This window comes from Yoonia sp. (assembly GCF_036007805.1).
Classification (GTDB): Bacteria; Pseudomonadota; Alphaproteobacteria; order Rhodobacterales; family Rhodobacteraceae; genus Yoonia.
In genome coordinates, this window is sequence record NZ_DASYOK010000001.1 from 1 (window position 1) to 5,783 (window position 5,783).

Here is a 5,783-nt window from a genome sequence, read left to right on the forward strand (position 1 = left end):
CCGTCAATTTGTCCCACAGTCGCCAGCACCGTCAGGCCCAAGCCCAACGACAGCACGACCGACGTCGCCTCACCCCCGCGTGCGCCAATCGCGCCAAAGGCCAGACGCAGGGCAGGGCGCCCGCGTGTCGGTTTGCGAAACCGCCGCGCGATCCAGCGGATGGCGATAGCGGCAAGCACCAGAATGGCCAGCGCCCCCGCAATTCCGCCTGCGGTCCAGAGCGTCAGAAAGACGGTGCCGGAAAACAGGATCGCGGCCCCGACCAGTGCAGACAGCAACACGGCAATTGCCACCAGATAGCGCGGTGCGGGCAGGGTGGCACTGGCTGCAAAGGCATCCCGAAACAGGGTCGCGGCCCGAATATCCTCGGTCTTGGCCAGTGGCCAAAGGGTAAAGATCAGTGCCGCCAGCAGGCCGTAGACTGCCGCTTCGAAAAGCGGTGCGGGATAAACGGCAAAGACCGCCGGAATGGGTAATTGTGCTTCAATCAAAGGGCCAAGAAGCACAGGCAGCCCCGCCCCGATCACCAGCCCCAGCATCACGCCCGCAAGGGTCAATACACCGATCTGTATGAAGTAGGTCTGAAAGATCACGGCACGGGTCGCACCCAGCGTTTTCAGCGTGGCGATCACCTGCGTTTTGCCCGCCAGATAGGCCCGCACAGCAGCCGACACACCCACGCCACCGACGGCCAGACCTGACAGCCCCACAAGGATCAGGAACGCGCCGATCCGGTCCACGAATTGCGCGACACCACCCGCACCACGGCGGCTATCGCGCCAGCGCAATCCACTGTCACGAAACTGGGCCTCGGCGCTGTCTTCCAATGCTTGCAGGTCTGCGCCCTCGGGCAAATCCAGCCGGTATTGCGTGGAAAACAACGTCCCCTCGACGATCAGGCCCGAGTTTGCCAGATCGGCTGTCTTCACAATCGTGCGCGGCCCAAGACCGAAACCACCCGCCGCATTATCCGGATAGCGATCCAGTATTGCCCGCAGCGTAAAATCCTGTTCGCCCAACCTGAAACGATCACCGGGCGCAAGTGCCAGCCGATCGGCCAGCACCCGCTCCATAACCCCGCCATGATCGGTCAGCGCTTCTGCCAGCGGGATCGGCGGATCAAGCGTCACCTGACCGATCAACGGATAGAGATCATCGACCGCGCGAATTTGCGTCAGCCCGCGCTCTGCCGCGCCATCCCGTTCCACCACGGCCATTGAGCGGAAATCAACCGTTTCCGACACACGTGTTGCAATGCTGTTCAGCCAGGCCAGTTCCTCTGCGCGCGCGAACCGATAGGTAAATTCAACCTCCGCATCACCGCCCAAGAGCGCCGCGCCATCCCGCGCCAACCCCGCCTCAATGCCTGCGCGTACCGTGCCCACAGCCGCGATTGCCGCGACACCTAGCGCCAGACAGGCCAGAAACACGCGAAAACCGCGCAAGCCACCGCGCAATTCGCGCGCGGCAAACCGTGATGCAATCGCAAGGCTCATTCCGCAGCCTTTGCGACAGGGCTGTCGATGCGCCCGTCACGCAGACGGATCACACGGTCACAGCGCGCGGCCAGCTCATTGGCGTGTGTCACCAAAATCAAGGTCGCCCCGTGGCGGTCCCGCAGATCAAAGAGCAGATTGATAATTGCAGCGCCGTTGGTTTCATCCAGATTGCCCGTTGGCTCATCCGCCAGCAAAATCTTGGGGCGCGGGGCCGAGGCGCGCGCCAGTGCAACCCGCTGCTGCTCACCGCCCGACATCTGGTTGGGGTAATGATCCATGCGGTTGCCAAGCCCCACAGCCTCCAATTCGGCGGCCGCCCGCGCAAATGCGTCCTTCGCGCCGGCCAGTTCCAGCGGGGTTGCGACATTTTCAAGCGCGGTCATTGTCGGGATCAGGTGGAAAGACTGGAACACCACCCCCATATGATCTCTACGAAAGAGGGCAAGCTGGTCTTCATTCATCGCCGTCAGATCCTGGCCAAGTGCCGTGATGACCCCCGATGACGCCTGTTCCAGCCCGCCCATCAACATAAGGAGCGATGACTTGCCCGACCCACTTGGCCCCACCAGACCCAGCGTCTCGCCGCTGGCCACCTCAAGCGAGATGTCATGCAGAATGTCGACGCGGCCTGCGTTGCCGTCCAGCGACAGGTGCGCATGGGAAATGGAGAGAACGGGATCGATCATCGCGGGCGCCTTTTGTCGTATCAATGCTTTTGCATATGGGGCCGTTTTGCGCTGCAGCAACCTTCTTGCGGCGGTTTTGCTGACCACAACGCTGGCACAGGCCGAGACCGTCACAATCGCGGCTCTGGGTGACAGCCTGACACAGGGCTACGGGCTGCCACAGGCCGAAGGCTTTGTGCCGCAACTCCAGACATGGCTCACGGATCAGGGTGCCGACGTCAACGTGGTCAACGCAGGTGTTTCCGGCGACACCACAGCAGGCGGGCTCAGCCGTGTCGGCTGGACGCTCACCCCCGAGGTTGACGCGATGATCGTCGCATTGGGCGGCAACGACTATCTGCGCGGCCTTGATCCGGCGATCAGTCGCGCGAACCTCGATGGTATTCTGGCGGCGGGGCAGCAGGCCGGTGTCGAGATGCTCTTGGTGGGGCTGACGGTCGGGGGCAACTACGGGCAGGACTACAAGCAGGACTTCGAAGGCATGTATGCCGATCTTGCCGCAAAATACGACGTTCCCCTTTATCCTGACTTTCTGGGCGCACTGCGCGCAGAGGGGGGCACACAAGATGCAGCGCGCGCATATTTGCAAGCTGACGGAATTCACCCCAACCGTGAAGGTGTTTCCCTGATCACGGCCGCCATCGGGCCTTTTGTGCTCGCGCTTGTCAATGCGGTGCCCTAGCCGTTCAGGGGGCAGCGACCCGTCACAAACAAAAATGGGCGCCAAATGAAGGCGCCCATCAAACATATAAACTGATCAGCCTGCTTTAGTCGGCGAGGGTCAGATTCACAGCGCTTTCACGCCCGTCGCGGCCAGCTTCGATGTCAAAGTTAACCTTCTGGTCGTCCTTGAGACCTGTCAGACCTGACCGCTCGACAGCTGAAATATGGACGAAAACATCCTTGCTGCCGCCATCGGGTGCGATGAAACCATAACCTTTGGTGGTGTTGAACCATTTGACAGTGCCTGAAGCCATGTCCTTGTTTCCTTTATATTCTCCGCTCGCGGGACTGCAGCGGACCGGCTCGGTCAAACGTGATCGAGAGACTGGGCCGTAAGGGAAACAGTGGTCGATAGGTCAACGTTGCAGCACTTTCATGCCACATTATTGGTATAAAATCAAGGAAACTTGGGTGATTGTGCGCTCTGGGCGTACAATGGGTGGCGAGCGCGCGCTAAGGCGCGCGCTACAGCCGTCTTTTGAAAATTCGCTTATGCGAGTGCGAGGTTCACAGCGGATTCGCGACCATCACGGCCTGCTTCGATGTCAAAAGTTACCTTTTGGTCATCCTGCAGGCCTGTCATGCCTGAACGCTCAACAGCGGAGATGTGAACGAAAACGTCCTTGGATCCACCATCGGGTGCGATAAAGCCGAAGCCTTTAGTTGTGTTGAACCATTTCACGGTGCCAGTAGCCATCGTGTTTTTCCTTTAGTATCAATGCTGTCCGCGAGATTGCGACAGCTTGGCTTAGTCAGTGTCAAGATCGAGAGACTGTAGCCGAAAGGGAAAACAGTGGTCGAGTTGCATAACGTCTGCACCCCGCATGTGGGGGTTGTCGCCTCAAAAAGCAAGTGATTTCTCAAGAAAAGCGCTGATAGGTGAAAAATCACCGACATCTTGTCGCCCTTGAATGGCGTGCGTTGTCCTGACGGAGGGGTGCGGCCTGTTGACGTCTGCGTTGTCACCAGTGACGCTGCCGCATTGGCCGTGTTGTTGCTGCCGATCCAGCTTGCGATTCACCGAGGCGCGGCCCGACCGGCGCACGCACCCGCTGTCATGAAATTACCGTATAGTTACGCCCAATCACGCAGTGCTATTGGTAATAATCCCGAAACGGCACTATAGTTCACAGACTGGCGACAGTTTTGAGGCTTTTTTGGGTCTTTAGGGGTCGTCAACTTGCCTTGGCCAGCAATAAGATGACACATAAAGGAAAAGGGACGTCCGCGTCTCTTGTAAGACCAGTTGGATCTGTTTGATCAAAGGATGACGTTATGACGGTGAAAGAAATTAACCATGCGTTGGAAAGCTGCCTGAATAGCAAAAGCAACTACGCGGGGCTTGTGCATAACCTTTACGAATTGGAATGTTCTGACGAATTGATTGAAGCAATCGTTGTCGGCGCATTGGGTGAAACGGTCCGCAGCCGGATTGCACCACTGATTACGATGGTGCGTGCCTATGAAGACCTCACTTCATCCGAGCAGATCGACATGCTCTATTCGATCGTCGACAAGCAGGACGCGCGTTCACAGGGCGATGCGCTCAACAAACGCCTGACAGCTTAAACCGATCTGGCGGCATTCTGTTTCCCCGTCTTTATGCGGATCGGGGAAACTCTGGCCCAATGGCCCGTTCAATATACCACGATAGCCCGCGCTTGTTGCCACAGCGCTTGCAGACAAAGTCCTTGGCGACCGTCTCAAGCGGGAGATGTTCGTGAAAGCGCGCATAGATGACATGGGGTGCCACCCAATAGGCCTTGTGACAGGCAGGGCAGGACACCACCAGAACATCACGCCCCGTCAGGTGATGGACCCTGATGGCGAACTTCAATCCAAGCGTGACCGGTTCATATGGCATTCTGCAAAACTACAAGAATGTTCATGTTATGTTCCAGCCTGAATCTCTCATCCCGCCAGAAAAAAGTTCGACCCTCTATCAGCTCTGGTTCGGGCGGCCCGCAAGGCACGATCATCCTGCGTCACTATCCGCATTGACGAGGCGCAAAAACCCCACCATATCCCAGTTATGACAGACCTTTCGCACATCCGTAATTTCTCGATCGTTGCCCATATCGACCACGGGAAATCGACCCTCGCAGACCGCTTGATCCAATCCACCAATACGGTGGCGGAACGGGATATGAAGGCGCAGCTTCTCGATAGCATGGATATCGAGCGCGAGCGCGGCATCACGATCAAGGCCAACACCGTGCGGATCGACTATGTCGCCGACAACGGCAAGAAATATGTCCTCAACCTGATCGACACCCCCGGTCACGTCGACTTCGCCTATGAGGTCTCCCGCTCCATGCGCGCGGTCGAAGGCTCGCTTCTGGTGGTCGACAGCACCCAAGGGGTCGAGGCGCAGACGCTTGCCAACGTCTATCAGGCGATTGACGCAGACCACGAAATCGTGCCGGTCTTGAACAAGATCGACCTGCCAGCGGCGGAATGTGACCGCGTGGCGGCACAGATCGAGGACGTGATCGGCATCGACGCCTCTGGCGCGATCCGTGTCAGCGCGAAAACAGGCATCGGCATCCACGAAACACTGGAAGCCATCGTCAACCTGCTGCCCGCCCCCAAAGGCGACCGCGACGCGCCGCTCAGGGCGATGCTGGTCGATAGCTGGTACGACAGCTATCTCGGCGTCATCGTCCTTGTGCGCATCATCGACGGGGTGATGAAGAAAAACGACCGCGTCAAATTCATGTCCAACGGGGCTGTCCACGGCATCGACAAGATCGGCGTCTTCCGGCCCCAGATGCAGGACGTGACCGAACTCGGGCCCGGTGAAATCGGCTTTATCACAGGCTCGATCAAACAGGTCCGCGACACCCGCGTCGGCGACACCATCACATCCGAGAAA

At 58.6% G+C, this 5,783-nt stretch carries 8 protein-coding genes; 3 read left to right on the forward strand and 5 right to left on the reverse strand.

Annotation, left to right across the window (positions count from 1 at the left end):
* On the reverse strand, nt 1-1,496 hold a 1,496-nt coding region (locus VGP75_RS00005; RefSeq protein ID WP_327541690.1), incomplete at its 3' end, for an ABC transporter permease.
* Nucleotides 1,493-2,185 carry an ABC transporter ATP-binding protein gene (locus VGP75_RS00010; protein WP_327541691.1) on the reverse strand — a complete coding sequence of 231 codons (693 nt, stop codon included), beginning with the start codon at nt 2,183-2,185 and terminating at the stop codon, nt 1,493-1,495. The genes VGP75_RS00005 and VGP75_RS00010, both read right to left, overlap by 4 nt.
* Between VGP75_RS00010 and VGP75_RS00015 the strand changes: the two genes are divergently transcribed.
* Nucleotides 2,163-2,867: an arylesterase gene (locus VGP75_RS00015; protein ID WP_414727742.1), complete on the forward strand. Its 705-nt coding sequence runs from the start codon at nt 2,163-2,165 to the stop codon at nt 2,865-2,867. The two genes, VGP75_RS00010 and VGP75_RS00015, sit on opposite strands and share 23 nt — an antisense overlap.
* A gap of 85 nt (nt 2,868-2,952) precedes the next feature.
* Here VGP75_RS00015 and VGP75_RS00020 read toward each other — a convergent pair whose 3' ends face one another.
* Together VGP75_RS00020 and VGP75_RS00025 are read right to left on the reverse strand one after the other, a co-directional pair.
* Nucleotides 2,953-3,162 carry a cold-shock protein gene (locus VGP75_RS00020; RefSeq protein WP_055291916.1) on the reverse strand — a complete coding sequence of 70 codons (210 nt, stop codon included), beginning with the start codon at nt 3,160-3,162 and terminating at the stop codon, nt 2,953-2,955.
* 236 nt (nt 3,163-3,398) lie between these two features.
* Nucleotides 3,399-3,605, reverse strand: coding sequence for a cold-shock protein (locus VGP75_RS00025; protein ID WP_055291918.1), 207 nt, complete (start codon nt 3,603-3,605; stop codon nt 3,399-3,401).
* A 578-nt stretch (nt 3,606-4,183) separates the two neighbouring features.
* Between VGP75_RS00025 and VGP75_RS00030 the strand changes: the two genes are divergently transcribed.
* Nucleotides 4,184-4,477 (forward strand): hypothetical protein, encoded by a 294-nt coding sequence (locus tag VGP75_RS00030; protein WP_327541693.1) that lies wholly within the window; start codon nt 4,184-4,186, stop codon nt 4,475-4,477.
* A gap of 31 nt (nt 4,478-4,508) precedes the next feature.
* On the opposite strand, the gene VGP75_RS00035 is transcribed toward VGP75_RS00030, so the two are convergent.
* Nucleotides 4,509-4,772 (reverse strand): hypothetical protein, encoded by a 264-nt coding sequence (locus tag VGP75_RS00035; RefSeq protein ID WP_327541694.1) that lies wholly within the window; start codon nt 4,770-4,772, stop codon nt 4,509-4,511.
* Nucleotides 4,773-4,940: 168 nt separating this feature from the next.
* Between VGP75_RS00035 and VGP75_RS00040 the strand changes: the two genes are divergently transcribed.
* A partial coding sequence (locus VGP75_RS00040) for a GTP-binding protein (protein WP_327541695.1) occupies nt 4,941-5,783 on the forward strand: 843 nt, incomplete at its 3' end.

Excerpts from the sequence above, each read along its gene's own strand:
- VGP75_RS00015 (WP_414727742.1), top strand. The coding sequence starts at position 2,163 with ATGGAGAGAACGGGATCGATCATCGCGGGCGCCTTTTGTCGTATCAAT.
- VGP75_RS00010 (WP_327541691.1), bottom strand. The coding sequence starts at position 2,185 with ATGATCGATCCCGTTCTCTCCATTTCCCATGCGCACCTGTCGCTGGAC.
- VGP75_RS00020 (WP_055291916.1), bottom strand. The coding sequence starts at position 3,162 with ATGGCTTCAGGCACTGTCAAATGGTTCAACACCACCAAAGGTTATGGT.
- VGP75_RS00025 (WP_055291918.1), bottom strand. The coding sequence starts at position 3,605 with ATGGCTACTGGCACCGTGAAATGGTTCAACACAACTAAAGGCTTCGGC.
- VGP75_RS00030 (WP_327541693.1), top strand. The coding sequence starts at position 4,184 with ATGACGGTGAAAGAAATTAACCATGCGTTGGAAAGCTGCCTGAATAGC.
- VGP75_RS00035 (WP_327541694.1), bottom strand. The coding sequence starts at position 4,772 with ATGCCATATGAACCGGTCACGCTTGGATTGAAGTTCGCCATCAGGGTC.